The following is a 26,146-nucleotide window of genomic DNA, read 5'->3' as shown; positions in this document are numbered from 1 at the left end:
CCATGCGCCGAAGTAGGGCGCATGGACCTCGACGCATTGCTCAACCATTATTTCGGCACCGACGAACCCGAGGCGCTGGACGATGCCGTCCGCGCGCGCGGAGAGGAGCGGCTGCGCATCGATTTCGGCGTGGAGCAGGAGCCTTCGCGCAAGTTCGCGCTCTGGGTGGTGATGGAGGGGCTCGGCATCGCGCCCCTGCCGGCCCAGGCCTTTGAGAAGGAGCCCGCGCTCAAGGCGGCGGCGGAGCGATATCTCGACGCGGCGTGGCGGCTGGAGCGGGAATAGCCCCGCTGCCGTCAAGCGGTATCGGCCGGCATGCAGGCGGCCGCCCGTCCGAGCAGGAAACGCCTTTCGCCTTCGTTGCGGGTGAGCGATGCCGCCCGGACGAACTCGGCCTTCGCCTCGGCCAGCCGGCCGGCGCGGAACAGGAAGTCGCCGCGCGCGGCGGGGAGCGGGGCATAGTTGCGCAGCATCGCCGCGTCGGCGAGCTGGTCGGCAATGGCGAGGCCGGCCTCGGGCCCGAAGGCCATGGCATGGGCGACCGCGCGATTGAGATCGACGACGGGGGAGGGGAGGCGCAGGCGCAACCGGTCGTAGAGGCCGGCGATGCGCGGCCAGTCGGTCGCCTCCGGCGTGAGCGCCCGGGCATGGCAGGCCGCCAGCGCGGCCTGCAGCGCATAGGGGCCGTCGCCGCCGCCCAGCGCCTCGGCCCGGTCGAGCGCGGCGAGCCCGCGCGCGATCATGCCGCGGTCCCAGCGGGCACGGTTCTGCTCGGGCAGCGGCACGAACGATCCGTCATGGGCGGTGCGCGCGGCGAGGCGGGAGGACTGGATCTCCATCAGCGCGAGCAGGCCGAGCACCTCCGGCTCGTCGGGTGCCAGGCCGGCAAGGATGCGCCCGAGCCGCCGCGCCTCGCCGCACAGCGCCGGCCGCACCAGGTCTTCGCCCGCGGTGGCGGCATAGCCTTCGTTGAAGATCAGGTAGATCACCTCCAGCACCGAGGCGAGGCGGCCGGCGCGCTCGCTTCCGCGCGGCACTTCGAAGGCAAGGCCGGCCTGGCCGATCGTCCTCTTCGCGCGGACGATGCGCTGGGCGATCGTCGGCTCGGACGTGAGGAAGGCGCGGGCGATCTCGTCGGTGGCGAGGCCGCCGACCAGCCGCAGCGTGAGTGCGGCCCGCGCATCGGGCGAGAGTACCGGGTGGCAGGCGGTGAAGATCAGGCCGAGCAGCTCGTCGCCCACATCGTCGTCCATGGCGGCTTCCATGTCCTCGACGCTGGTGTCGCGCGCGGTCTCCAGGTCGCGGCCGATCTCCGCGTGCTTGCGCGCGCGCATCTTGTCGCGGCGCAGGCCGTCGATCGCGCGGCGCTTGGCCGCCGCCATCAGCCAGGCGCCGGGATTGTCCGGAACGCCGCGCGCCGGCCATTCGGCGAGGGCGATCACCAGCGCGTCCTGGGCCAGTTCCTCGGCCCGGCCCATATCGCGCAGCATCCGGGCGAGCCCGGCGATCAGCCGGGGCCGTTCGATCCGGAAGACCGTTTCGATCGTGCGCTGGATATCGATCGCCGCCACGCCGCCTGTTTGACCTTCACGCGCGGCGAGGGCAAGCGGCGGGCGGCGACCGGTGCGGCGTCAGCGGCTTTCGGCTCCGGCGCGCAGCCGGGCTTCGCGCTCCGCGATCTCGGGCGTGACGATCTCGGCGAAATCCTCCATCTCGAAGAAGGGGCGGATTTCGATCTCGCTCGGCCCGAACATGGGATTGGGGCAGCGTTTCACCCATTCGACCGCTTCGTCCATGTCCTTGACTTCCCACAGCCAATAGCCCGCGACGAGCTCGCGGGTCTCGGCGAAGGGGCCGTCGATCACGGTGCGGCCGGGCCCGTCGAACGCCACCCGCTTGCCGGCGGAACTGGGCTTGAGCCCGTCGCCGCCGGTCATGATGCCGGCCTTCACCAGCTCCTCATTATACTTCATCATCGCGTCGAGCAGCTCGGTGGTGGGCATCACGCCCTTTTCGCTGTCCTCGGTCGCCTTCACCAGAACCATCACACGCATCGTTATTCTCCCAGGGGTTCTTCGAGGCACCATCGCCTCGTATCCTGACGACGATCCGCGACTGGCGGAATCGACAGGGGATGAAATTATTTTCTCGTGCGCCTCAGGCGACGCCGAGCTTGCCGCGCGTGCCTTCGCGCGGTGCCGAAAGTTCGTCCTCGGTCAGGAACTCCGCCAGGTCCGCCGCCTCGAAGAAGGGACGGATCTCGACTTCGCTGGTGCCCGACATCGGATTGGGACAGCGCTTGGCCCAGGCCACCGCTTCGTCCATGTCCTTGACTTCCCAGATCGAGAAGCCGGCGACCAGCTCGCGGGCTTCGGCGAACGGCCCGTCGATCACCCGGCGATCCGCACCCTGATAGATGATGCGCTTGCCCTCGACGCTAGGCTTGAGCCCCGCCGCGGCGACGAAGACGCCGGCCTGGACCAGCTCCTCGGTGAATGCGTCCATCGCCGCCCATGCCTCGGGCGTGGGGGGAACGCTGTTCTCGCTATCCTCGCTCGCTTTCACGAACACCAGCACACGCATCGTTCATCTCCTCGGATCGAAGCGCCATCGCTTCCTATCCTGACGACGAACGAAGCGCGGGGAAATCGACAGGGGAGCGAAAAAATTTCGCTCGGCTCTCCGGACGCGGGGATTCAGCAGCCGTCGGGTAGCTTCACGTGCAGCGTGACCGTGCGCCGGACCGCCGATTCCAGCGGCGAGCCGCTTGGAATCTGCGCGGTGCGCCCACTGAACAATCCGCTCACGGCGACCATGCCCACCGCGGTCGCCACCGGGAGGGTACCGTTGCGCCGCGATTGCCCGTCGAGCCGGACGATCGTCTCGCCCAGCTGCAGATAAAGGGGGCGGAGCATCAGCCGGCCCGCGGCGCCGAGCCCGCCCGTGCCGCTGGCTTCGGCGATCTGGCCCCTGGCGGGCGTGCCTGCCGGAATCGCGACAAGGCCATCGATCTTCACGTCCTCGGCCACGGTGAGCGCCACCATGTCACCTGTCGCGGCGTGCTTGCTCGACAGGCGCTCGGCAGTGCGCAGCATGATCGTCGTGCCTTCGGCCAGCACCAGGTCCCGCTCGCACGGGGCGAGTGGTGCTGTTCCGAGCAGCAGGAGCGCGGCGATCATCATGTGCCCGCCACGGGCGCGGGCGGCGGCGTCGCGATGGCTTCGTCCGCCGGTACCCGCTTCACCGCGGTGCCGGAGAAATCGAGGACGATATCTTCGGTGACGAAGCTGCTGACGATCTCGCCGGCCTTGATCTTGGCATTGTTGCCGCGATGGAACAGGCCCACCAGGCCGCCGGTGAGCACCGCGCCGGCCACCGAGCCCGTGCGGCCCTTGCTGCTGATCTCGCCGTCGATCGGGATCGTCACTTCGCCGAGCTGGATATGCTTCAGCCGGGCGGTCATCTTGCCCGACTTGCCCAGGCCGCCGGCGTCGGTCGCCGTCACTACTTCGCCCCAGGCCGGCGTGCCCGCCGGGATCACGGCCCGGTCGCCGATCAGCACGGCGCGACGGACCTGGAGCTTGATCGGCGTGCCCGGCTTGGCGTCCGCCGTGCTGACTTCGCGCGTCGCGATCAGCTCGACCGGCGTGTCGCGCGGCAACGCCACCCGCATCGGCGCGGGTGTCGCCGCGGCCACCGGCGCCGGCGTGGCCGCCGCTGCCGGAACGTCCTGCACGGCGGTGCAAAGCCCGGCAAAGGCCATCAGGCTAAAGATCATGATAAGTCCCCCTCAGGAGAATATCCCTCGCGGTAAAGCATTTGGCAAGCTCTTGTCGAATGCGCACGCTTGGGGCAGGTTCGCCCCGCCCGAATGGGATTCGGGTCATCAAAGGGGGGAATCATGAAATTCACGCGTCTCGCGGCGCTTGCCGCCGTGGCTGTTCTGGTGGCATCGCCGTCGCTGGTTTCGGCGCAAGACAAAGCCAAGGGCAAGGCCGAGAAGCACTATGTCGTCGTCAATGAAGACGTTGGCGTCCCCGTCTTCGCCACCGACCTCCCGGATCGGCCCTACAAGGTGCTCGGCGAGATCAAGGCCGGCGTCCGCAAGGCGACGATCTTCAGCAAGGAAGCATCGCAGACCAAGATCTATCGCGAACTCTGGGAGCGGGCCGAGAAGCTGGGAGCCGATGCGGTGATCAACGCCAAATATGGCGATTCGCATGTGAGCGCGCTCAGCTGGGGTAAGACCAACGCCACCGGCACTGCGATCAAGTTCCTGGCTCCGGGCGAGGCGACGGCAGCGGCCGCGAAGTAACTGTCGGCGGCCGGGCGCTCGCGCGCCGGGCGTGACGCGCAAGAAAGAGGCCGCCGTCCGGTATCCCGGGCGGCGGCTTTTCTCCGTTCCCGGCCGCCGCCGGCCGCGGGCAGCCTTTGGAGCGTTTCCTCCCGGGCAGCGGACAACCCCGTACCGCCTTCGCCCAGACATGCGCCGGCATCGTCATCTTGACCTGCGTGCCGGTGGTCGCCGAAGCTATGGGCATGGGGGAAAGCGAAATATGGGCCGCGCTCGGCATCGCGCCGACGGCCGACCGGCGTGCGATCCGCATTGCCTATGCTGCTCGGCTGAAGGCGCTGGACCCGGATGCCGATCCGGGCGCGTTCCTCTTGCTGCGCGAGGCCTATATGCTCGCCCGCGATGGGGAGGCCCCCGGCACCGAGGCCGAGGGGATGTCCCCGCCATCGTCCGGCGCGGCCGCTGGCTACGCCATCCGGATCGCGATGCTGGCCGCCCTGTTCGACGCGGCGGCGCGAAATGGGCAGCCGTGGCTCGATCGCGAGGCCAAGGCGGCCTTGCGGGAGAGCTGGCGCGGCATCACCGAGGAGCTGGGCGAGGCGGGCATCGGCGTCTATGGCGCGGCCGAGCGGGAAGTGGCGCATCTGATCGCAGACCGGGGCCGGCTCGCGGTGGGGCTGGTAATTCCCGCCACCGAGTTTTTCGGCTGGGCGACGCGTGAGATCGATATCTCGACCGACGCCGCGATCGTCGAGGTGGTTCGGCGCTATCGGCTGGTGCGGTTCCTCCAGGTCGTCCGCAAACCGGTCAACGCGCATCACCATGCCTGGGTCGAGCTTACTACCAAGGCCTATCCCGGATCGGGCCGGGGGCGTTGCGATCCTGTGCTGGTGCATGAGCTGCTGTTGATCGTGCGCGAGATCTGGCCCGAACTGGAAATCGAGATGGATCCGGCGCGGGTCGAGCTCTGGCGTGACAATACCGCCGATCCCGATCACTGGGAGAATGTGCTGGCGGAACGGCACCAGCGGCGGCGGGTGCGTGTGATCCTGCTCGTGCTCGTGCTGATGTCCTCGCTGAGCGCAGCCGGGTGCGTGATCGCGGATCTCATCCGGCCGAGCTGATGGCCGGGCCGGGCTGACAGGAGCCGGTGCAGGGTATAGCCTGCCGTCCGGATGAAACGCGATGCCACGGATTCCGCCCGCGCAGGGCTGGTCGATGCACTGGCCCGTGTCGCCGAGGGCGATCGCGAAGCGTTGCGGCGCGTATATGATTCCACTTCGGCGAAGCTGTTCGGCGTCTGCCTGCGTATCTCCCGCGACAGGGAAACCGCAGAGGATATCTTGCAGGAAGTCTATCTCAAGATCTGGAACCGCGCCGGGCGCTTCGATGCGCAGCGGGCGAGCCCGATCACCTGGCTGTGCACTATCGCGCGCAATACGGCGATCGATCGTCGCCGCGCCGCCGGCCCCTTATTGCTGCCCGAGGAAGAGGCGGCAGGCGTAGCGGACGATTCCGCGAGCGCGATCGAGCTGATCGAAGGCGCGGAGGAGCGCGCGCGGATCTTCCATTGCCTCGATGCGCTCGATCCGCAGAAGGGCGGCGCGATCCGCTCGGCCTTTTTCGACGGGCTCAGCTATCCCCGGCTTGCCGAGCGCATGGCGGTGCCGCTCGGCACTGTGAAAAGCTGGATTCGCCGCGGCCTTGCCCAGCTCCGGGAGTGCCTCGATGGCTGAGCCGGCAATGTCTCCCGAAGCGCGCGACATGCTCGCTGCCGAGCTGGCGCTGGGCGTGCTGGAGGGCGACGCTCTGGCGCAGGCGCTGCGCCTGAAGCTGGCGGACGATGCGTTCGCCGCGCTGGTCGAGACATGGCAGGCGCGACTGGCGCCGCTGAGTGCCGGCTTTGCCGAGGTTCCCGGGCCCGATATCTGGCCCGCCATCGCGCGCCGGCTGGACGGGACCGAGCCGACCCGCCCTCCGGTCGCGTTGCGTTGGTGGCGGATCGCTGCTTTGGGCTCGGGCGCGCTGGCCGCATCGCTGGCGCTGGCGTTGCTCCTGCGGCCGGCATCCGCTCCCGTCACCATCGTCCGCGCGCCCGAGCAGATCGCGGTGGCCCAGCTCGATGGCGGCGAGAAGGGGGCGCTGCTTGCCGCCAGCTATGATGCGGCGGCCGGCGAGCTGCGCATTCGTGCCATTCGCATGCCGGATTCCCGGCTTGCGCCCGAACTCTGGATCATTCCCGCCGATGGCGTGCCGCGCTCGCTGGGGCTGGTGGCGGCGAATGGCAGCAGCCGCATCGCCGTGGCGGCCGATCACCGGGGCTTCATGGAGGAGGGCGCGACGCTCGCCGTTACGATGGAGCCGCGCGATGGTGCACCGCACCGGGCGCCGAGCAGTTCGCCGGTCGCCGCCGGAAAAATCTCGAAGATCTGAACCGGGCGCGCATCCGCTGCGCCTCCCGCGCCGTAGCTCCCCCCAGGCACCATCTCCCGGTGCCCCGGAGAAGGAGCCAGAACATGCCCAGTCTCAAGCAGGTATTTCTCACCGCTGCCGGTTCGGCGCTGCTCGCCACGGGCGCCGTGGCGGCGATCCAGGACTATCCGATGGTCGGCGGCGCGGCGATGTATCCCACCAAGAACATCGTCGAGAACGCCGTGAACTCCCAGGATCACACGACGCTGGTCGCGGCGGTGAAAGCGGCCGGGCTTGTCGGCACCCTTTCGGGGCCGGGGCCCTTCACGGTCTTCGCGCCGACCAACGAGGCCTTTGCCAAGCTGCCCGCCGGCACCGTGGAGACGCTGGTGAAGCCCGAGAACAAGGCGATGCTCACCAAGATCCTCACCTATCACGTGGTGCCGGGCAAGATGAGCGCGGCGATGCTGGCCAGGGACGCCGCCAAGCATGGCGGCAAGGCGATGCTGACCACGGTGCAGGGCGAGAAGCTTGCCGTCACCAAGGGGCCGGACGGGTCCTGGTGGGTTGTCGATGCCAAGGGCGGCAAGGCGAAGATCACCATTGCGGACGTCAATCAGTCGAACGGCGTGATCCATGTGATCGACTCGGTCCTCATGCCCTGACCTGAGTCGGGCTCGTCCTGGTCCCCCAGGGCGGGCCTGGCGCCTGCCGGCCTTGATCCCATCGGTGCCGGCAGGCGCCAAACGGCCAAAGAAAAACCGCCGCCCGGTTGCCCGGACGGCGGCCTTTCGCATTCGGTCCCGAAGGGCGCGGGGCTTATTCCGCGTCGTTCAGATATTCGCCGGCGTCCGCATCGGTGCCATGGCCCGAGGGCACGACCGAGGCGAGCGGATCGCTGCCGGTGCCTTCCGAGTCACGCACCGAGCGGGCGAGCTCGGCGGCATGCTCTTCGGCGGCCGAGTTCGGCGCCACCAGCGCGTTCTGCAGCGCGCGCTGCTGGACGCGGAGGGCGGCGTCGCGGCTCGAGGCGGCGACACGCAGGCGGTTCATGCCCGCGCCGGTGCCGGCGGGGATGAGACGGCCGACGATCACATTCTCCTTGAGGCCGATCAGCGTGTCCTGCTTGCCCTGGACCGCAGCCTCGGTGAGGACGCGGGTGGTCTCCTGGAACGACGCCGCCGAGATGAAGCTGCGGGTCTGCAGCGACGCCTTGGTGATGCCGAGCAGGATCGGCTTGCCCTGTGCGGGGGCCTGACCCGGAGCCAGCTTCTCGTTGGTCTCGTCCATCTCCGAACGGTCCACCTGCTCGCCCGGGAGCAGGGTGGTGTCGCCGGCCTCGGTGATCTCGACCTTCTGCAGCATCTGGCGAACGATCACCTCGATGTGCTTGTCGTTGATCTTAACGCCCTGCAGTCGATAGACTTCCTGGATTTCCGACACGAGATATTCCGCGAGCGGCTCGATGCCGAGCACCTCGAGAATGTCGTGCGGATCGGGCGAGCCGCCGATCAGGTTGTCGCCGCGCTTGACATAGTCGCCTTCCTGGACGTCGATCACCTTCGACTTCGGAACCAGATACTCCACGACCTCGCCGCCATCGTCCGGCATGATGCCGATCTTGCGCTTGGCCTTGTAGTCCTTGCCGAACACGACGCGGCCCGAGACCTTGGCGATGATCGCGTTCTCCTTGGGCTTGCGCGCCTCGAAGAGCTCGGCGACGCGCGGCAGACCGCCGGTGATGTCGCGGGTCTTCGCGCTTTCGCGGGCCACACGGGCGAGCACGTCGCCGGCCTGGACGGTCGCACCGTCCTCGACCGAGAGCACCGCGCCGGGAGCCAGCATGTAGCGGGCGGCCTCGGCGGCGTTGTCGCCGGTCAGGGTCAGGCGAGGACGCAGGTCCTCCTTCGACTTGCTGGCAACGCGATACTCGGTGACGACGCGCTGGGCGATGCCGGTCGCTTCGTCGGTCTGCTCGGTGAGCGTCTTGCCCTCGAGCAGGTCCTGGTACTTCACGACGCCGCCGGTTTCCGTGATCACCGGCATGGTGAACGGATCCCACTCGGCCATCCGGTCGCCCTTCGAGACGATATGGCCGTCGTCGAACATCACGTACGCGCCGTACGGGATCTTGTGCACGGCGAGCTCGCGCCCGTCCATGTCCAGGATCGCCAGCTCGGCCGAACGGCTGAGCACCACGCGGCGGCCGCGCTGGTCTTCGATGATGCGAACGTCGCGGAACTCGACCTTGCCGTCCACGGGGGCTTCGAGGTTCGACTGCTCGTTGAGCTGCGCCGCGCCGCCGATGTGGAAGGTACGCATCGTCAGCTGCGTGCCCGGCTCGCCGATCGACTGCGCCGCGATGACGCCGACGGCTTCGCCGATGTTCACCGGGGTACCGCGGGCGAGGTCACGCCCGTAGCACTTGCCGCAGACGCCGATCTTGGCTTCGCAGACCAGCGGGCTGCGGATCTTCATGCCCGGGATGTTCAGCGCCTCGATCTTCGCGACCGCCGCCTCGTCGAGCAGGGTGCCCGTCGGGATGACGACTTCGCCGGTCTTGGCGTCGACCACGTCCTCGGCCGTGGTGCGGCCGAGAATGCGCTCGCCAAGCGAGGCGATGGTCGAGCCGCCCTGCACGATCGCGCGCATTTCCAGCGCCCGCTCGGTGCCGCAGTCCAGCTCCATGATCACGCAGTCCTGCGACACGTCGACCAGACGGCGGGTCAGGTAACCCGAGTTCGCCGTCTTGAGCGCGGTGTCGGCCAGGCCCTTGCGGGCGCCGTGGGTGGAGTTGAAGTATTCAAGGACGGTCAGGCCTTCCTTGAAGTTCGAGATGATCGGGGTCTCGATGATCTCGCCCGACGGCTTGGCCATGAGGCCGCGCATGCCGGCGAGCTGCTTGATCTGCGCCTGCGAGCCGCGGGCACCCGAGTGGGCCATCATGTAGATCGCGTTGATCGGCTTCTCGCGGCCGGCATTGGGGCCGTCCTCGTAGCGCTTCACCGCCTTGATCTCGTCCATCATGGCCGCCGCCACCTGGTCGCCGCACCGGCTCCAGGCGTCGATCACCTTGTTGTACTTCTCCTGCTGCGTGATCAGGCCGTCCTGATACTGCTGCTCATAGTCCTTCACCAGGGCGCGGGTCTCGTCGACCATCGCTTCCTTCTGCTGCGGGATGATCATGTCGTCCTTGCCGAACGAGATGCCCGCGCGGAACGCGTGACGGAAGCCGAGCGCCATGATCGCGTCGGCGAACAGCACGGTCTCCTTCTGGCCGGTGTGGCGATAGACCTCGTCGATCACGTCGCCCACGTCCTTCTTGGTGAGGAGGCGGTTGACGGTGTCGAACGGCACCTTGTGCGACTTCGGGAGGCACTCGCCGAGCAGCATGCGGCCCGGGGTGGTCTCGAAGCGCTTGAGGTACTGGTTGCCCTCTTCGTCGGTCTGCGGGACGCGGCTGATCACCTTGGTGTGCAGGGTGACGGCGCCGGCCTCGAGCGCCTGATGCACTTCGGCCATGTCGCCCAGCAGCATGCCCTCGCCGGGCTCGCCTTCCTTGAGCATCGACAGGTAATAGAGACCCAGCACCATGTCCTGCGACGGCACGATGATCGGCTTGCCGTTCGCGGGCGACAGGATGTTGTTGGTCGACATCATCAGGACGCGCGCTTCCAGCTGGGCCTCGAGGCTCAGCGGAACGTGCACGGCCATCTGGTCACCGTCGAAGTCGGCGTTGAAGGCCGAGCAGACCAGCGGGTGGAGCTGGATCGCCTTGCCCTCGATCAGCACCGGCTCGAACGCCTGGATGCCCAGACGGTGGAGCGTCGGCGCGCGGTTCAGCAGAACCGGGTGCTCGCGGATCACTTCGTCCAGGATGTCCCAGACTTCCTTGCGCTCCTTCTCGACCCACTTCTTGGCCTGCTTCAGGGTCATCGAGAGACCCTTGGCGTCCAGGCGGGCGTAGATGAACGGCTTGAACAGCTCGAGCGCCATCTTCTTCGGCAGGCCGCACTGGTGCAGTTTCAGCTCAGGCCCGGTCACGATGACCGAACGGCCCGAATAGTCGACGCGCTTGCCGAGCAGGTTCTGACGGAAGCGGCCCTGCTTGCCCTTGAGCATGTCGGACAGCGACTTGAGCGGACGCTTGTTCGCACCGGTGATGGTGCGGCCGCGACGGCCATTGTCGAACAGCGCATCGACGGCTTCCTGGAGCATGCGCTTTTCGTTGCGGACGATGATGTCCGGCGCGCGCAGTTCCATCAGGCGCTTCAGGCGGTTGTTGCGGTTGATCACGCGGCGATACAGATCGTTCAGGTCCGAGGTCGCGAAGCGGCCGCCGTCCAGCGGCACCAGCGGGCGCAGCTCGGGCGGGATGACCGGAACGACGTCGAGGATCATCCACTCGGGGCGGTTGCCCGAATCGATGAAGCTCTCGACGACCTTCAGGCGCTTGATGATCTTCTTCGGCTTCAGCTCGGACTTGGTGACCGCCAGCTCCTCGAGGAGCTCCTTGCGCTCGCCTTCCAGGTCGAGATCCATGAGCATGATCTTGACCGCCTCGGCGCCGATGCCGGCCGAGAACGCGTCCTCGCCATATTCATCCTGCGCGTCGAGCAGCTCGTCCTCGGTGAGGAGCTGGAACTTCTCGAGCGGGGTGAGGCCCGGCTCGGTGACGATGTAGCTCTCGAAATACAGCACGCGCTCGAGCTGCTTGAGCTGCATGTCGAGCAGCAGGCCGATGCGCGACGGCAGCGACTTCAGGAACCAGATGTGCGCGACCGGGGCGGCCAGCTCGATATGGCCCATGCGCTCGCGGCGGACCTTCGAGACGGTGACTTCGACACCGCACTTTTCGCAGACGATGCCCTTGTACTTCATGCGCTTGTACTTGCCGCACAGGCACTCGTAATCCTTGATCGGACCGAAGATGCGCGCGCAGAACAGGCCGTCACGCTCGGGCTTGAACGTGCGATAGTTGATCGTCTCGGGCTTCTTGATCTCGCCGAACGACCAGCTGCGGATGCGGTCCGGCGACGCGATCCCGATCTGGATCTGGTCGAAGGTCTCCGGCTTGGCGAGCGGGTTCGCGAAGTTGGTAAGTTCGTTCATTTCTGTTTCCTCATGGGAGGACAAATCTCTGGGCGGGAAGGGAACGACCCCTGTCTTCGGGAGACAGGGGCCGAGGGTTCCTTATTCCGCCGCCTCGGCCAGGCCTTCGCCGTCCTCCGCGTCCTCGACGGACTTGAGTTCGACGTTGAGGCCCAGCGAGCGCATTTCCTTGACGAGCACGTTGAAGCTCTCCGGGATGCCGGCCTCGAAGGTGTCGTCGCCCTTGACGATCGCTTCATAGACCTTGGTGCGGCCGACCACGTCGTCCGACTTCACCGTCAGCATCTCCTGCAGCGTGTAGGCAGCGCCGTATGCCTGGAGCGCCCAGACCTCCATTTCGCCGAAGCGCTGGCCGCCGAACTGCGCCTTGCCGCCCAGCGGCTGCTGGGTGACGAGCGAGTAGGGGCCGATCGAACGCGCGTGGATCTTGTCGTCCACGAGGTGGTGGAGCTTCAGCATGTAGATGATGCCCACGGTCACCTTGCGGTCGAACGCGTCGCCGGTGCGGCCGTCGAACAGGGTCGACTGGCCCGAGCTGTCGAGACCCGCCAGCTCCAGCATGTCCGAAACATCCGCCTCACGCGCGCCGTCGAACACCGGGGTGCCCATCGGAATGCCCGTGCGGACGTTCTGGATCAGCTCAGCCACCTGCTCGGGGCTGCGCGCCTCGATCTCGGCGGCATAGTGATCGCCATAGACGGTCTTGAGGCGATCCTTGACGGCATCGGGCATCTCGCCCGCCACCGCGTCCGGATTGCTCTCGCGCCATTCCTCGAGCTGCTTGGCGACCTGCATGCCCAGGTTGCGGGCAGCCCAGCCAAGGTGAGTCTCGAAGATCTGGCCGACGTTCATGCGCGAAGGCACGCCGAGCGGGTTCAGCACCAGGTCGACCGGGGTACCGTCCTCGAGGAACGGCATGTCTTCCTGCGGCAGGATGCGCGAGATGACGCCCTTGTTGCCGTGACGGCCGGCCATCTTGTCGCCCGGCTGCAGCTTGCGCTTCACCGCGACGAAGACCTTGACCATCTTGAGCACGCCCGGCGGCAGCTCGTCGCCGCGCTCCAGCTTCTCGCGGCGGTCCTCGAACTTCTCCTTGATGCGCTTCACGGCCTCGTCATACTGGCCCTTCACCGCCTCGAGGTCGCCCTGGACCTTGTCGTCCTGAACGGCGAACTTCCACCATTCGTGACGATCCACGCTGTCGAGCAGGTCGGCGTCGATCTCGGAGCCCTTCTTCAGGCCCTTCGGCGTCGCCGTGGCGACCTGGCCGAGCAGCATCTCGCGCAGGCGCGACCAGGTCGCGCGGTTGAGGATGTTGCGCTCGTCGTCGCTGTCCTTCTTCAGGCGCTCGATCTCCTCGCGCTCGATCGCCAGCGCGCGCTCGTCCTTGTCGATGCCGTGGCGATTGAACACGCGCACGTCGACGATCGTGCCCGACACGCCCGGGGGCAGGCGGAGCGAGGTGTCGCGGACGTCCGAGGCCTTTTCGCCGAAGATGGCGCGCAGGAGCTTCTCTTCCGGCGTCATCGGCGATTCACCCTTGGGGGTGATCTTGCCGACCAGGATGTCGCCCGGCTCCACTTCGGCGCCGATATAGACGATGCCGGCCTCGTCGAGGTTGCGGAGCGCTTCCTCGCCGACGTTCGGGATGTCGCGGGTGATGTCCTCCGGCCCGAGCTTGGTGTCGCGGGCCATCACTTCGAACTCGTCGATGTGGATCGACGTGAACACGTCGTCCTTCACGATCCGCTCGGAGATCAGGATCGAGTCTTCGTAGTTGTAGCCGTTCCAGGGCATGAACGCGACGAGCGCGTTGCGGCCCAGCGCCAGCTCGCCGAACTCGGTCGAGGGGCCGTCGGCGATGATGTCGCCGGCGTTGACCGTCTCGCCCACCTTCACCAGCGGACGCTGGTTGATGCAGGTCGACTGGTTCGAGCGCTCGAACTTCATCAGCGTGTAGATGTCGACGCCGCTCTCCTCCGCCGAGACCTCGCCGGTCGCGCGGATGACGATGCGGGTCGCGTCGACCTGGTCGACCACGCCGCCGCGGCGCGCGGCGATCGCGGCGCCCGAGTCACGGGCGACGGTCTCTTCCATGCCGGTGCCGACGAAGGGCGCTTCCGCCTTCACCAGCGGCACGGCCTGACGCTGCATGTTCGAGCCCATCAGCGCGCGGTTCGCGTCGTCGTTCTCGAGGAACGGGATCAGCGAGGCGGCGACCGAGACGAGCTGCTTCGGCGACACGTCCATCAGCGTCACCGTCTCCGGCAGCGCCATCAGGAATTCGCCGGCCTGGCGGGCCGAGATCAGCTCCTCGGTGAAGCGGTGCTCGGCATCGACCTCGGCCGAAGCCTGGGCGATCGTGTGCTTCGCTTCTTCCATCGCCGAGAGATAGACGACCTCGTTGGTCACCTGGCCGTTGTTCACCTTGCGGTACGGCGTCTCGATGAAGCCGTACTTGTTGACGCGCGAGAAGCTCGCCAGCGAGTTGATCAGGCCGATGTTCGGGCCTTCCGGCGTCTCGATCGGGCAGATGCGGCCATAGTGCGTCGGATGGACGTCGCGGACCTCGAAGCCCGCGCGCTCGCGGGTGAGGCCGCCCGGCCCGAGCGCCGAGACGCGGCGCTTGTGCGTCACTTCGGAGAGCGGGTTGGTCTGGTCCATGAACTGCGAGAGCTGCGACGAGCCGAAGAACTCGCGCACCGCGGCGACCGCCGGCTTCGCGTTGATCAGGTCGTTCGGCATCACGGTCGACACGTCGACCGAGCTCATGCGCTCCTTCACGGCGCGCTCCATGCGGAGCAGGCCGACGCGATACTGGTTCTCGAGCAGCTCGCCCACCGAGCGGACACGGCGGTTGCCGAGATTGTCGATGTCGTCGACTTCGCCCTTGCCGTCCTTCAGATCGACCAGCGTCTTCACCACGGCGAGGATGTCCTCGGTGCGCAGCGTCGTCACCGTGTCCTCGGCGTCGAGGTCGAGGCGCATGTTGAGCTTCACGCGGCCCACGGCCGAGAGGTCGTAGCGCTCCGGATCGAAGAACAGGCCGGCGAACAGCGATTCCGCGGTCTCGAGCGTCGGCGGCTCGCCGGGGCGCATGACGCGGTAGATGTCGGCCAGCGCCTGCTCGCGCTCCTCGGCCTTGTCGGCGGCAAGGGTGTTGCGGATCCAGGGGCCGGTGGCGATGTGATCGATGTCGAGCAGCTCGAGCCGGTCGATACCGGCCTTGTCGAGCTTTTCGAGATTCTCCGCCGAGACTTCGTCGCCGGCCTCGATGTAGATCTCGCCGGTCGACTCGTTGATGAGGTCATAGGCCGAGTAGCGGCCGAAGACTTCCTCGGTCGGAATCAGGAGCGTCTCCAGACCGTCCTTCTGCGCCTTGTTGGCGGCGCGCGGCGAGATCTTCTGGCCGGCCGGGAACACGACTTCGCCCGACTTCGCGTCGACGATGTCGAACATCGGCTTGGCGCTGCGCCAGTTTTCCGGCTGGAACGGAATCTGCCAGCCGTTCGGGCCGCGGACGAAGGTCACGCGGTTGTAGAAATAGTTGAGGATCTCCTCGCCGCTCAGGCCCAGGGCGTAGAGCAGCGTGGTGACCGGCAGCTTGCGCTTGCGGTCGATGCGGACGTTGACGATGTCCTTCGCGTCGAACTCGAAGTCGAGCCACGAGCCGCGATAGGGGATCACGCGCGCCGCGAAGAGATACTTGCCCGAGGCATGGGTCTTGCCGCGGTCATGGTCGAACAGCACGCCCGGCGAGCGGTGCATCTGCGACACGATCACGCGCTCGGTGCCGTTGATGAAGAAGGTGCCGTTCTCGGTCATGAGCGGCATGTCGCCCATGTAGACGTCCTGCTCCTTGATATCGAGCACCGAACGGGCTTCCGTGTCCGGATCCACCTCGAACACGATCAGGCGCAGCGTGACGCGCATCGGCGCGGCATAGGTGATGCCGCGCTGGCGGCACTCTTCCACGTCGAACTTCGGGTTCTCGAGCTCGTAGTTCACGAAGTCGAGTTCGGCGGTGCCGGCGAAGTCGCGGATCGGGAAGACCGAGCGCAGGGTCTTCTCCAGGCCGGAGACATAGCCGATCGAGGGGTTCGACCGCAGGAACTGTTCGTAGGATTCGCGCTGGACCTCGATCAGGTTCGGCATCTGCACGACTTCGTGGATGTCGCCGAACACCTTGCGGATGCGGCGCTTGAACGTGCCGCCTGAGCCTGCGCGCGTCTGCGCGCCTTCCTCGATCGCCTTGGTTGCCATGGGTGTATAATGCCTCGTCAGCCGTGATTTCGGTGCCCCTGTCCAGGGCCGGGACGCGCGGAAAGACGCAGAAAAAGCCGCGCGACTCCCATTTCGGGTTTCGGCAGCTTTCAGCGTCTTATGAGACCACGACCCCAATTCGCCCGATGCGTTGCGCGACGACGCATCATTTCCCGGACCCGTGGTGGAGGGCGGCATATAGGTAGCTTGTTGGATTCTGTCAAATGGCCGGCGGAACCTTTTTGCGCGCCGTAAGTGCTGGGAAAAACTGCGATTAACTGCAAATGAACGCAGTTGTTCGTCGCCGCGGCAGCCCCGTTCGCCGCAGTTTCGAGCCTCCTTCGCGACGGAATCCGGGTTCCATTCATTGAACCTGCGATATGAAGGAGAGACCCGCAATGCCTACCATCCGTGCCGCGCTGTTTCTCGGCGCCGCTTTTCTCGCCGTGCCTGCCCATGCGCAGGACGCTCCCCAACAGGTGACGCCGCCGCCGATCATGACGACGCCGGCACCCGCTCCCGCGCCGCAGGCGCAGATCGTGATGCAGCCTTCGAGCCCGGTGGTTCAGCCGGTTCCCTCGGTCGAGGAGCAGCAGCGCGGCGCGGCCGCGGCCGATGCTCCCGCGCCGGCCGAGCGCCGCGCCACCGCGACGCGCACCACCAGTGCCCGGACGGCTACCACCCGCACGGCGCTCGTGCCCGCGCGCGAGGCCGCGCCGGTGCGCCAGGCGGCGCCGGCCGCCCCGGCCGCCGAAACCCCGGTGACGCCGCCGTCGCCGCCGGTCCGGACGGTGCCGGAGCCGCTTCCGCCCCAGGTCGACGTCGCGCCTGCGCCCCAGGCCGCCGCGCCGGTAACGGCCGACAGCAGCACCAGCACCACCCGGAGCACCGGCATCGCCTGGCCGTGGCTGCTCGGCGGGCTGGCGCTGGTGATCGCGGGCCTTGCCGCGTTCCTGCTTGCGCGCCGCCGCCGCAATGACGAAGCCGTCACCACCGAACCGGCCCATGTCGAGCCGGCACGCGTCGCCGCGGCGCCGATCGTGACTCGCGAGCCCGTGGTCGAGCCGGTCGCTGCCCCGGATGCCGCAGTGATCGCCCAGGCGCCGCCGGCCGATCCGCGCATCGATCCGCGCGCGGTTCCGTCGGCGATCGAGCCGGTTGCCACCGAGCAGGAGGCGGAGATCTCCGAAGCGGGCAAGGACGATCTCGCCGGCGTCGCCGACGCGACCGCCCCGGTCTCGCACCGCCCGTGGATCGAGCTCGGCCTGCGCCCGGTGAGCGCCGGTACGACCGAGGAGGAGGCGATGGTCGATTTCGAGCTGACCGTCGGCAATGCCGGCGATACCGCGGCGCGCAACGTCCGCATCTCCAGCTTCATGCTCGCCGACGAGGCGGAGGGCACGGAAATGGAGCGGATGCTCACCGAGCGCCGCAGCGAGACGATCGTGCCGCCGGTCTCGATCGATCCGGGCGACGGCACTCGCGTCGACGCGCATCTCGCGGTGCCCAAGGGCGATCTCGGCCGCGTGTTCAACCCGGTGGTGGTCGCCGAGGCCCGCTATACGCTGCCCGACGGCAGCGAGGCGCGCACCGCCGCCGCGTTCCGGATCGGCCGCCCGGCCTATGAAGGCGGCATCGGTGGGATCGGCGCCTCGCGCCCGCATATGACCGAAGATCTCGCCGCCGAGCTCTACGGCCAGCCCGAGCACGCCTGATCCCCGAAACATCGGGGACATCGAAGCCCGCTTCTTCCGAAAGGGAGGGGCGGGCTCTTTTCATGCACGCGGTTTTGGGCCTATCGAACGCCATCCTCAGGGAGATAACATCACATGAAGAAGTCGCTGCTCGCGCTCGCCGCTGGAACCGCCCTCCTCGCCACCGCCGCCGCCCAGGCGCAGGAAAGCCCCGCGCCGGGGGCGGCGCCGGCCTTCAACGACATCCCCGCCAACTTCAATCCGCCCGCGCTGCCGGCCGATTACATCAAGCGCGAAGTGATGATCCCGATGCGCGACGGGGTGAAGCTCTACACGGTGATGATCATCCCGAAGGGCGCGAAGAACGCCCCGATCCTGTTCACCCGCACGCCCTACAACGCCGCCGGCCGTGTCGTCCGCACCGAGAGCGGCAAGATGATCAACACCCTGCCCGAAGGCGACGAGGTGTTCGTCAAGGCGGGCTATATCCGCGTGTTCCAGGACATTCGCGGCAAGTACAAGTCGGAGGGCGACTATGTGATCACCCGCCCGCCGGTCGGCCCGCTCAACCCCACCAAGGTCGATCACATCACCGACGCCTATGACTCGATCGACTGGATGGTGAAGAACGTGCCGGAGACCAACGGCAAGGTCGGCATGCTCGGCTCCTCCTATGAGGGCTTCACGGTGGTGATGGCGCTGATGGGCCCGCACCCCGCGCTCAAGGTCGCCGCCCCCGAGAGCCCGATGATCGACGGCTGGATGGGCGACGACTGGTTCCACCACGGCGCCTTCCGCCTGGCGAACATCGGCTGGATCGGCGCCCAGACCGGCTACAAGGGCGCCGGCAAGGCGCCGCCGCGCCCGGACTGGGACGATTACGATACGTTCCGCCGTGTGGGCAGCGCGGGCGACTGGGCCAAGCAGTTCGGCTATGACCAGCTGCCCGCCTGGAACAAGATGAGCCAGCACGTGGCCTATGACGCCTTCTGGCAGGGCCAGGCGCTCGACAAGCTGCTCGCCGCGAACCCCTCGAACATCCCGACGCTCTGGGAGCAGGGCATCTGGGATCATGAGGACATGTACGGCGCGATCCATGCCTGGGAAGCGCTGCAGAAGACGCCGCAGGCCGACAAGAACTTCCTGCTGATGGGCCCGTGGCGCCATTCGGGCTTCAACTATAACGGCTCGACGCTCGGCCAGCTCGCCTTCGAGGGCGACACCGCGCTCCAGGCGCGCCGCGACATCCTGCTCCCGTTCTTCAACGCCTATCTGAAGGACGGCGCGCCGCCTTTCACTCCGGCCAAGGCGAGCTTCTACAATACCGGCGAAAATCGCTGGGACTATCTGAGCAAATGGCCGCTGGCCTGTGACGACGGCTGCGGCACCAGGCTGACGCCGATCTATCTCAAGCCGGCCGAGGGGCTGGGCTTTGACAAGCCGGGCGCCGGCTCGGATTCCTATGTCTCCGATCCGGCCAAGCCGGTGCCGCATTTGCCGCGTCCGGTGAACTTCCAGGACGGCCGCTGGTCGACCTATCTCGTCACCGACCAGCGCTTCGTCGACGGGCGGCCCGACGTGATGACCTACATGACCGAGCCGCTCACCGCGCCGGTCCGCGTCTCGGGCGCGCCGCTGGCGGACATCTTCGCCAAGACCACGGGCACCGATGGCGACTTCGTGGTCAAGGTGATCGACGTCTATCCCGACGACTATGTCACCAAGAAGGAGATGGGCGGGTTCCAGCTCCCGATCGCGATGGACATCTTCCGCGGCCGCTATCGCGACTCGTTCGAGCATCCGACCGCGATCCCGGCGAACAAGGTCCAGGAATACAAGTTCCGCCTGCCGACGGTGAACCATGTGTTCCAGCCGGGCCACCGGATCATGGTGCAGGTCCAGTCGAGCCTGTTCCCGGTCTATGATCGCAACCCGCAGAAGTTCGTGCCGAACATCTTCTTCGCCAAGCCCGGGGACTATCAGAAGGCGACGGTGACGCTGATGTATGGCGGCGCCCAGTCGAGCAGCGTGCTGCTGCCGGTGGTGCCGCTCGACCAGTCGGCGAACGTGCAGAAATAATCGAACCGGACCGGAGCGTTACGGGCGGCCGTAACGCTCCGGACACATGTGGCTGAGATCAATGCCCGGCAATTCGGGGGGAAGGTCGATGATCAGGACATTGTTTCTTTGCCTGGCGCTTGCCGGTGCCGGCGCGCCGGCGTTCGCGGCCGGGCCGGCTGACGGGAAGCCGGTGGAGACGCTCACGCGGCAAGGCAAATGGCTGGTCGACTATAGTCGCGATGCCTGCAACCTCGCCGCGCAGATGGGCGAGGGCAAGTCGAGCGTGGTGGTGCGCTTCGTCCGCTACGAGCCGGGCGATGCTTTCGACCTGTCGGTGTTCGGCGACCGTTTCGGGATGAACGCCGTGAAGGTCGAGGGGACGGCCGATTTCGGCCTTGGCGGGAAACCGATCGCGATCGACGGGCTTTCGGGCAATGTCGGCAAGCTCAAGGCGGTCTTCTTCGGCGGGATGCGGCTCGATGGCTGGCGGAGCAAGGGCTGGACCAGGGAGCCGGCGGAAGCCTCGCCGCCGCTGGCGCCCGAGCAGGAGGCGCGGGTCACCGGCGTGACGCTCGACATTCGCGGCAAGCGGGCGGTCCGGCTCGAATTCGGCTCGCTGGCCAAGCCGTTCGCCGAGATGCGCAAGTGCGTGGACAGCCTGGTGACGAGCTGGGGCTATGACCCGGCCCAGCAGGCCGCGGCGACGCGGCCCGTCTCCCCCGTCACCGAGCCGCAGGGATGGCTCAATTCCGGCGACTATCCCCCGGGCGCGCTGTTCCAGGGGCATAACGGGCTGGTGCAGTTCCGCCTCGACGTCGACCCGGAGGGTAAGGTGGCGGGCTGCTATGTGCTCGCGCGCACCAATCCGGACGATTTCGCCGACATCACCTGCCGCGCGATCTCGAAGCGCGCCCGGCTCCGGCCCGCGCTTGACGCGCAGGGCAAGCCGATGCGGTCCTTTTGGGTCTGCAAGGTGCACTGGCTGGCCTGATCCGCTCTTGTGCCCGATGCCCATTGCCGTACTAACCTTGCAATACAGTTCCCGAGTCCCAGGGGGTCCAGAACGATGAAGCATTTGAGCCTGGCGCTTGCCCTTGCGGCGGTGGCGCTCCCGGCGGCGGCGCATGCCCAGACCGGCGCCGCGGCGGCGGACAAGCTGCACGTCGACACGCAATATTTCACCTTGCCCAACGGGCTGCGGGTGGTGCTGACGCGGGACACGATCGCGCCGACGGTGACGGTCGGCGTCTATTACGGCATCGGCTTCCGCGTGGAGCCCAAGGACCGCACCGGCTTCGCGCACCTGTTCGAGCATCTGATGTTCCAGGGATCGAAGCATGCGCCCAAGGGCGTGTTCGATACGACGATCACCAATTCCGGCGGCATCAACAACGGCTCGACCCGGTTCGACTTCACCAATTATTTCGAGATCGTCCCCTCGGGTGCGCTCGAGCGGATGCTATGGCTCGAGGCCGATCGCATGGCCAATCCAGTGATCGACGACGTGGTGCTGAAGAACCAGCAGGGCGTGGTCGGCAACGAAGTGAAGGTCAACGTCCTCAACCAGCCCTACAGCACCTGGCCGTGGATCGACCTGCCGATGCTGGCGAACGTCAACTGGTATAACAGCCATAATTTCTACGGCGATCTCAAGGAGATCGAGGCGGCGACGGTGCCGGACGCCCAGGCCTTCTCCAAGGAGTTCTACCGGCCGAACAACGCCGTGCTCGTGATCGCCGGCGATATCGACTATGCCGCGACCCGGGCGATGGTGGAGAAGTATTTCACGCCCATCCCCTCGGCCGCGCCGGTCAAGCAGCCGGACATCTCCGAGCCGCGCCAGACTGCCGAGAAGTTCAAGAGCCGGGTCGACGCGCTCGCGCCCAAACCGGGCTATGCCGCGGGCTATCACGTGCCGGCGCGCGGCACGCCCGAATGGTACGCGATGGGGCTGATCGACCAGATCCTGCTCCAGGGCGACGACAGCCGGTTGTTCAAGAAGCTGGTCTCCGACACTGGCATCGCCGGCGAGCTTTCGGGCGGGATCAACGGCGATCTCGGCAACATGTTCAACTATCGCGGGCCGATGCTGTGGAGCTTCAGCTTCACGCACGACACGGCGCATTCGACCGCGCAGATCACCCAGGCGGTGGACGAAGTGATCGAGGCGCTGCGTGCCAAGCCGGTCAGCGCCGCCGAGCTGCAGCGCGCGCGCACCAAGATGCGCTCGGAGCTGTACGGCACGATCGACGGGGGCGGCCGGGTCGGCCTGATCGACCTGCTCGCCGTCTATGCGCTGTTCGACAATGATCCCGCCGCGGTGAACGGGATCGAGGAGGGCTTCGCCAAGGTGACGCCGGCGCTGATCCAGAAGACCGCGCAGGAATATCTGCGCAAGACCAACCGCTCGGTCTATGTCATCGAGCCTGGCGCCCAGCCCAAGGGAGGCAAGTGATGAAGCGCGCGCTCCTCGCATTCGTGGCCGTGCTGGCCGCCGCACCGGCGCTGGCGCAGGACAATTTCCCGCCGGCGCCCCCGATCGCCGATCCCAAGCCGTTCCGGCTGCCGGCGACCGAGACCTATGCGCTGCCCAACGGGCTGCAGGTCACGCTGATCCCCTATGGCATCGCGCCCAAGGCGGTCGTGTCGTTGCGCGTGCGCGCCGGCGCGGTCGACGAAGGCGATGCCGTGTGGCTCTCCGAGGTCACCGGGGCGCTGATGAAGGAAGGCGCCGCAGGCAGGACCGCCGCCGATCTCGCCGCCGCCGCGGCCGGGATGGGCGGGCAGCTTGCCGTCAGCGCCGGCATGCAGTCGACCTCGGTCGGTGTGAACGTGCTTTCCGAACATGCGCCGGCCGCGATCGCGCTGGTGAGCGACGTGGCGATCCGGCCGACGCTGCCGGCGAGCGAGCTTGCCCGGGTGAAGGCCAATCTCGGCCGCCAGCTCTCGGTCGCGCTTTCGCAGCCGGGCACGCTGGCCGATGTCGCGCTGGGCCGCACCATCTATGGCGCGAACCATCCCTATGGCCGCATCATCCCGAGCGCGGCGCAGCTCCAGGGCTATACGATCGCGCAGGTCAAGGCCTTCCATGCCGGCCAGTTCGGGGCGAAGCGCGCGCATCTCTACGTCGCCGGCCGGTTCGATGCGGCGGCGGTGAAGGCGGCGATCGACAAGGCGTTTGCCGGCTGGGCGGCCGGCCCCGACGCCGTGGGGCTGCAAAGCCCGCACCAGCCTGGCCCGCGGATCGTGCTGGTCGACCGGCCCGGCGCGCCGCAGACGACGCTGCGCCTGAGCTTCGACGCGAACCGCGCGGGCACCGAGGCGGACATTCCGCAGCGCGTGACCAATGCGCTGCTCGGCGGCGCGTTCAGCTCGCGGATCACGCGCAACATCCGCGAGGACAAGGGCTATACCTATTCGCCCGATTCCGATGTGGAATTCACTCCCGAACAGGCGCTGTGGACCTTCCAGGCGGACGTGACCACCGAGCATACCGGCGACTCGCTGAAGGAGGTCTTCAAGGAGATCCGCCGGATGCAGACCGAACCGGTGCCGGCCGAGGAGGCCAAGGGCATCCGCACCTATCTGGCCGGCCTGTTCGCGATCTCGAACTCGACCTCGGGCGCAGTGGTCGGCACGCTGGCGACGCGCGACCTGCTCGGCCTGCCGGGCGACTGGACGGAGCGCTATGTCCCCGCGGTGCTGGCGGTGACCCCGGAGCAGATGATGGCGTCGGCCAATGCCGGCTATCCGCTGGGCAAGCTCACCCTGGTGGTGGTCGGCGATCTCAAGACGGTCGTGCCTCAGCTCAAGGCCCAGCCCGAGCTGGCGAACCTGCCGATGACCACGGTGACGGTGCCCTAGCACGCTTCCCCTCCCTGCCAGGGAGGGGAGTCCAATTACCGCACGCCCAGGATCGTCCGCTTCAGATCGGCATAGATCAGGTCGTTGCCGAGCCCGCTCGGATGGTCGCCGTCGAAGAAGAGCGGGCGGCCGCCCGGCACCGCCTCGCAGGTCCGGCCGGGGCAGAAGATCGGCAACGGATCCCAGAGGATCGTGCTGCGCTGGCCGGCGGCCAGCACGCTCATCGCGCGCATCACATCGCGGCGGCGCTCGAGCATGGTCTCGCGCCCGATGGTGAGCCCGTGACAGGCGGGATTGGTGCGATTGAACCAGTCGGTGCAGCGGAAGACCGGGCTGGGGAAGACCGGCTTGGGCGCTTCCAGCACCAGCCGCGCCCCCCTGGCCGCGAGACGCCGGGTGATTTCCTGGGCCTCGGCGAGCGCCGCGGCGGAAACCCTGTCGTCGTGCCGGCCGGCCAGGTCGCGGTCCTTCTCGAACTGGTTGGCTAGGCGCGTGACGCGCAGTCCCGGCAGGAACACCACGTCGCCCGGGCGCGAACGGCTCGCGATGTCGCGCTCCACCGCCGCGTACCAGCCGGCGCAGCGCGGTCGGGCGGCGTGGCTCAGGATCAGCTTGAGATAGGGGCAGGCGGGCCGGAAATAGAGCCGCACGCTCGCGCCGGTCTCGGCGACGAGCCGGCGCAGCGCGGGGGCATAGGCCAGGCCGTGCGAGTCCGCGGGCACGAACAGAGTGAAGCTTCCCGGCCGGGTGCAGCGCGGCGACCATAGCGTCACCTTGCCGCCTGCCAGCCGCTCCTCGCCGTCGATCGGCGTGCAGCCGGTGAGGTCGAGCGGCAGCGGGCGGCCGGGCTCGGCATACCAGGCAAAGCGATCGCGGGTGACGCTGAGCGTGATGCGGTTGTGCGCGGCGATCAGCAACTGTCCGCCGAGCGCGGCGGCCAGCACTGCAGCCAGCGCCGCCGTGACGACGCGCCCGCGCGGCCAGCCGTCCAGCCGGCGGCTCGCGCGCAACGGCTTCTCGACCAGGAAATAAGAGAGGATCGCCAGCGTCACCGCGATGGCCAGCGCGGCGAGCTGGAGCTTCAGCGCGTGCAGGCCGACGGTCCAGCGGAACAGCACGAACACCGGCCAATGCCAGAGATAGAGCGAGTAGGAGAGCAGCCCCACCGTCACCATCGGGCGGCCGCCGAGCGCGCGGGGCGCCGTGCCGCCCAGGATCGCCATGATGACGAGCGCGGTGCCGGCGACCGGCAGCAGCGCGCCGGGGAAGGGGAAGAACGGGCCCTCGGGCAGGGCGAAGCCGGCCGCGATCGCCAGCGCGCCCAGCGGTGCCAGCCACGCCTTGCCCGCGGCCCAGGGCTGCCAGCGCGCGCGGGTCAGGCAGAGCAGCATGCCCGCGCCCAGTTCCCAGAAGCGCGGAAAGATCAGGTAGAAGGCGAATTTGTTCGCGAACAGGGCCAGTACCGCGCAGAGCAGCAGCGAAAGGCCGGAGAGGATGGCCACCAGCCGCACCGCCTTCGCCCCGGCCTGGAGCTGGTGATGCCACCAAAGGATGAACGGAAAGAGCAGGTAGAATTGCTCCTCCACGCCGAGCGACCAGCTGTGCGTGAAGGGGTTATAGGCTGCCTGCGGGCCGAAATAGCTGTCGGTGTCGGTCGCCAGCACGATGTTGCTGAGCCCGAAAAAGGCGAAGCGTGCCACCTGGGCGAGGCTGTTGCTCAGCCAGGCATCGGGGATGAAGAGCTGCGCGGCCAACAGGGTGGCCAGCAGCATCGCGATCAGCGCGGGCATGATCCGCATCAGGCGGCGCGCGTAGAACCAGGCGGTGAGCTGCCTGAAGCTGGCGAACTCGCGGCCGAGCAGCGAGCCCGTCACCACGAAGCCCGAGATGACGAAGAAGATGTCCACGCCCGTGAAGCCGCCGGGCAGGGCCCAGGGCCAGAGGTGGAAGAGGATCACCGAGGTGACGGCGATGGCGCGCAGCCCGTCGATCGCCGGAATATAGCCGGGGCCTTGCCCCGTTCGTTCGCCTGCCACCAATGTCTCCCCAGATCGTTCGCCCTGTAAGGGACGGAACCGGCAGGGACAATCCGCCCCTGTCCTGCGGCGAACGGGGCGCGGCGTGCAGCTGGCGTTCATCTTTGGAGGGCCAGAAAATCATGGTGAACGCAGGGAGGCTCAGGACCGGGTTGCTGTGCGGCCTCGCCGCGGCGGCGGCGCTGGCCGCGCCGCTCGCGCATGCGCAGGACGCCCCGGCCCCGGCCCCGGCCCCGAGCCCGGGCCGCGCTCCAATCATCACCCCGCCGCCAAGCGTCCGGCCGCAGCAGCAGCTGCCCGGCGTGATCCCCGAACGTTTCAGCATCGGTCCCGCGCCCTCCGCCTGGCGGACCACCAGCGCCCGGCCATGGGCTTCGGCGAACTCGTCGAGATAGTGACCGGCGAAGAAG

Annotated in this window: 19 protein-coding genes and 1 pseudogene; 12 read left to right on the top strand and 8 right to left on the bottom strand. The window is 67.7% G+C overall.

Annotated elements, in window-relative coordinates; translation table 11 throughout:
* The first annotated feature begins 21 nt into the window (after window positions 1-21).
* On the top strand, window positions 22-285 hold the full coding sequence (locus OMP43_RS05190; RefSeq protein WP_280278668.1) for a hypothetical protein: 264 nt from the start codon (window positions 22-24) through the stop codon (window positions 283-285).
* A gap of 11 nt (window positions 286-296) precedes the next feature.
* Here OMP43_RS05190 and OMP43_RS05185 read toward each other — a convergent pair whose 3' ends face one another.
* The 5 genes and pseudogenes from OMP43_RS05185 to OMP43_RS05165 form a co-directional block, all read right to left on the bottom strand.
* Entirely contained in the window at window positions 297-1,571 is a 1,275-nt protein-coding gene (locus OMP43_RS05185; RefSeq protein ID WP_280278667.1) for an RNA polymerase sigma factor, read from the bottom strand.
* Window positions 1,572-1,703: 132 nt separating this feature from the next.
* Window positions 1,704-2,054: pseudogene (locus OMP43_RS05180) on the bottom strand (YciI family protein); the annotation flags it as partial.
* Window positions 2,055-2,157: 103 nt separating this feature from the next.
* Window positions 2,158-2,583, bottom strand: a complete 426-nt coding sequence (locus OMP43_RS05175) for a YciI family protein (protein WP_348538591.1) — start codon at window positions 2,581-2,583, stop codon at window positions 2,158-2,160.
* 113 nt (window positions 2,584-2,696) lie between these two features.
* Complete coding sequence (locus tag OMP43_RS05170; RefSeq protein WP_280278666.1) at window positions 2,697-3,179, bottom strand: hypothetical protein; 483 nt, start codon at window positions 3,177-3,179, stop codon at window positions 2,697-2,699.
* Complete coding sequence (locus tag OMP43_RS05165) at window positions 3,179-3,778, bottom strand: hypothetical protein (protein WP_280278665.1); 600 nt, start codon at window positions 3,776-3,778, stop codon at window positions 3,179-3,181. Before OMP43_RS05165 ends, OMP43_RS05170 begins: the two co-directional genes overlap by 1 nt.
* 123 nt (window positions 3,779-3,901) lie before the next feature.
* Here OMP43_RS05165 and OMP43_RS05160 point away from each other — a divergent pair, with 123 nt between their 5' ends.
* The 5 genes from OMP43_RS05160 to OMP43_RS05140 all read left to right on the top strand — a co-directional run bounded on the left by OMP43_RS05160 (window position 3,902) and on the right by OMP43_RS05140 (window position 7,371).
* A complete protein-coding gene (locus tag OMP43_RS05160; protein ID WP_280278664.1) occupies window positions 3,902-4,315 on the top strand; it encodes a heavy metal-binding domain-containing protein in 414 nt (137 codons plus the stop codon).
* A gap of 224 nt (window positions 4,316-4,539) precedes the next feature.
* On the top strand, window positions 4,540-5,418 hold the full coding sequence (locus OMP43_RS05155; RefSeq protein WP_280278663.1) for a hypothetical protein: 879 nt from the start codon (window positions 4,540-4,542) through the stop codon (window positions 5,416-5,418).
* Window positions 5,419-5,469: 51 nt separating this feature from the next.
* Window positions 5,470-6,030 (top strand): sigma-70 family RNA polymerase sigma factor, encoded by a 561-nt coding sequence (locus OMP43_RS05150; RefSeq protein ID WP_280278662.1) that lies wholly within the window; start codon window positions 5,470-5,472, stop codon window positions 6,028-6,030.
* Window positions 6,023-6,727 (top strand): anti-sigma factor, encoded by a 705-nt coding sequence (locus tag OMP43_RS05145; RefSeq protein WP_280278661.1) that lies wholly within the window; start codon window positions 6,023-6,025, stop codon window positions 6,725-6,727. Before OMP43_RS05150 ends, OMP43_RS05145 begins: the two co-directional genes overlap by 8 nt.
* 83 nt (window positions 6,728-6,810) lie before the next feature.
* A complete protein-coding gene (locus OMP43_RS05140; RefSeq protein ID WP_280278660.1) occupies window positions 6,811-7,371 on the top strand; it encodes a fasciclin domain-containing protein in 561 nt (186 codons plus the stop codon).
* Between the two features lie 154 nt (window positions 7,372-7,525).
* On the opposite strand, the gene rpoC is transcribed toward OMP43_RS05140, so the two are convergent.
* Window positions 7,526-11,818, bottom strand: coding sequence for a DNA-directed RNA polymerase subunit beta' (rpoC, locus tag OMP43_RS05135; RefSeq protein ID WP_280278659.1), 4,293 nt, complete (start codon window positions 11,816-11,818; stop codon window positions 7,526-7,528).
* A gap of 81 nt (window positions 11,819-11,899) precedes the next feature.
* Complete coding sequence (rpoB, locus tag OMP43_RS05130) at window positions 11,900-16,081, bottom strand: DNA-directed RNA polymerase subunit beta (protein WP_280278658.1); 4,182 nt, start codon at window positions 16,079-16,081, stop codon at window positions 11,900-11,902.
* A 398-nt stretch (window positions 16,082-16,479) separates the two neighbouring features.
* Between rpoB and OMP43_RS05125 the strand changes: the two genes are divergently transcribed.
* The 5 genes from OMP43_RS05125 to OMP43_RS05105 all read left to right on the top strand — a co-directional run bounded on the left by OMP43_RS05125 (window position 16,480) and on the right by OMP43_RS05105 (window position 23,700).
* Window positions 16,480-17,796, top strand: a complete 1,317-nt coding sequence (locus OMP43_RS05125; RefSeq protein WP_280278657.1) for a hypothetical protein — start codon at window positions 16,480-16,482, stop codon at window positions 17,794-17,796.
* A gap of 114 nt (window positions 17,797-17,910) precedes the next feature.
* Window positions 17,911-19,854, top strand: a complete 1,944-nt coding sequence (locus tag OMP43_RS05120; RefSeq protein WP_280278656.1) for a CocE/NonD family hydrolase — start codon at window positions 17,911-17,913, stop codon at window positions 19,852-19,854.
* 88 nt (window positions 19,855-19,942) lie between these two features.
* Window positions 19,943-20,827: an energy transducer TonB gene (locus OMP43_RS05115; RefSeq protein WP_280278655.1), complete on the top strand. Its 885-nt coding sequence runs from the start codon at window positions 19,943-19,945 to the stop codon at window positions 20,825-20,827.
* A 75-nt stretch (window positions 20,828-20,902) separates the two neighbouring features.
* Window positions 20,903-22,291, top strand: a complete 1,389-nt coding sequence (locus OMP43_RS05110; protein ID WP_280278654.1) for a pitrilysin family protein — start codon at window positions 20,903-20,905, stop codon at window positions 22,289-22,291.
* On the top strand, window positions 22,291-23,700 hold the full coding sequence (locus tag OMP43_RS05105) for a pitrilysin family protein (protein ID WP_280278653.1): 1,410 nt from the start codon (window positions 22,291-22,293) through the stop codon (window positions 23,698-23,700). Before OMP43_RS05110 ends, OMP43_RS05105 begins: the two co-directional genes overlap by 1 nt.
* 35 nt (window positions 23,701-23,735) lie before the next feature.
* On the opposite strand, the gene OMP43_RS05100 is transcribed toward OMP43_RS05105, so the two are convergent.
* Window positions 23,736-25,736, bottom strand: coding sequence for an acyltransferase family protein (locus tag OMP43_RS05100; RefSeq protein WP_280278652.1), 2,001 nt, complete (start codon window positions 25,734-25,736; stop codon window positions 23,736-23,738).
* 125 nt (window positions 25,737-25,861) lie between these two features.
* Between OMP43_RS05100 and OMP43_RS05095 the strand changes: the two genes are divergently transcribed.
* A complete protein-coding gene (locus OMP43_RS05095; RefSeq protein ID WP_280278651.1) occupies window positions 25,862-26,131 on the top strand; it encodes a hypothetical protein in 270 nt (89 codons plus the stop codon).
* Window positions 26,132-26,146: the final 15 nt, after the last annotated feature.

The organism is Sphingomonas sp. CBMAI 2297 (assembly GCF_029870595.1).
GTDB lineage: Bacteria > Pseudomonadota > Alphaproteobacteria > Sphingomonadales > Sphingomonadaceae > Sphingomonas.
This window is presented reverse-complemented; position numbering and strand designations above follow the sequence as displayed.

Coding starts and splice junctions, on each gene's coding strand:
- OMP43_RS05190 (WP_280278668.1), top strand. CDS start 22: ATGGACCTCGACGCATTGCTCAACCATTATTTCGGCACCGACGAACCC.
- OMP43_RS05175 (WP_348538591.1), bottom strand. CDS start 2,583: ATGCGTGTGCTGGTGTTCGTGAAAGCGAGCGAGGATAGCGAGAACAGC.
- OMP43_RS05170 (WP_280278666.1), bottom strand. CDS start 3,179: ATGATCGCCGCGCTCCTGCTGCTCGGAACAGCACCACTCGCCCCGTGC.
- OMP43_RS05165 (WP_280278665.1), bottom strand. CDS start 3,778: ATGATCTTTAGCCTGATGGCCTTTGCCGGGCTTTGCACCGCCGTGCAG.
- OMP43_RS05160 (WP_280278664.1), top strand. CDS start 3,902: ATGAAATTCACGCGTCTCGCGGCGCTTGCCGCCGTGGCTGTTCTGGTG.
- OMP43_RS05155 (WP_280278663.1), top strand. CDS start 4,540: ATGGGGGAAAGCGAAATATGGGCCGCGCTCGGCATCGCGCCGACGGCC.
- OMP43_RS05150 (WP_280278662.1), top strand. CDS start 5,470: ATGAAACGCGATGCCACGGATTCCGCCCGCGCAGGGCTGGTCGATGCA.
- OMP43_RS05145 (WP_280278661.1), top strand. CDS start 6,023: ATGGCTGAGCCGGCAATGTCTCCCGAAGCGCGCGACATGCTCGCTGCC.
- OMP43_RS05140 (WP_280278660.1), top strand. CDS start 6,811: ATGCCCAGTCTCAAGCAGGTATTTCTCACCGCTGCCGGTTCGGCGCTG.
- rpoC (WP_280278659.1), bottom strand. CDS start 11,818: ATGAACGAACTTACCAACTTCGCGAACCCGCTCGCCAAGCCGGAGACC.
- rpoB (WP_280278658.1), bottom strand. CDS start 16,081: ATGGCAACCAAGGCGATCGAGGAAGGCGCGCAGACGCGCGCAGGCTCA.
- OMP43_RS05125 (WP_280278657.1), top strand. CDS start 16,480: ATGCCTACCATCCGTGCCGCGCTGTTTCTCGGCGCCGCTTTTCTCGCC.
- OMP43_RS05120 (WP_280278656.1), top strand. CDS start 17,911: ATGAAGAAGTCGCTGCTCGCGCTCGCCGCTGGAACCGCCCTCCTCGCC.
- OMP43_RS05115 (WP_280278655.1), top strand. CDS start 19,943: ATGATCAGGACATTGTTTCTTTGCCTGGCGCTTGCCGGTGCCGGCGCG.
- OMP43_RS05110 (WP_280278654.1), top strand. CDS start 20,903: ATGAAGCATTTGAGCCTGGCGCTTGCCCTTGCGGCGGTGGCGCTCCCG.
- OMP43_RS05105 (WP_280278653.1), top strand. CDS start 22,291: ATGAAGCGCGCGCTCCTCGCATTCGTGGCCGTGCTGGCCGCCGCACCG.